Source organism: Pseudomonas sp. UF-293 (assembly GCF_058245595.1).
Genome location: NZ_JBSICA010000083.1, coordinates 1 through 346, shown reverse-complemented (window position 1 = coordinate 346; position 346 = coordinate 1). Strand labels below are relative to the sequence as shown.

Below are 346 nucleotides of genomic sequence, written 5' to 3'. Positions count from 1 at the left end.
ATCACCGGGTTGCTGGCGACCATGCCGGAGTCTTGCTGATAGGGCACAGGCGCGAGTTTCGGAAACACCGTCTGGTCGTCGCCGAAAACCAGCTTGTGCGCGTTGGCGCTGTGCTGGAAGTGGAAGTGAATGCCTTCTTCTTCACACAGGCGCTGGATGAAGTGCAGATCCGACTCGTCGTATTGCACGCAGTAGATGCGCTCGGGATAGATCGAGCCGGTCTTGAATTCGTAGGCGTTGCCTTGAATGCCGTGCTCTTCCAGCACCTGGCCGATGATCTTCGGCACGCTGAGGTTCTGGAAGATGCGCTGGTTGATGCGGTGCGCCAGATACGCCAGTTGTGGGC

General features: G+C 58.4%; 1 protein-coding gene. It reads right to left on the bottom strand.

Translation table 11 applies throughout. From position 1 onward, the window contains the following. On the bottom strand, positions 1 to 346 hold a 346-nt coding region (locus tag AC4IHP_RS27875; RefSeq protein ID WP_490833293.1), incomplete at both ends, for a contractile injection system protein, VgrG/Pvc8 family.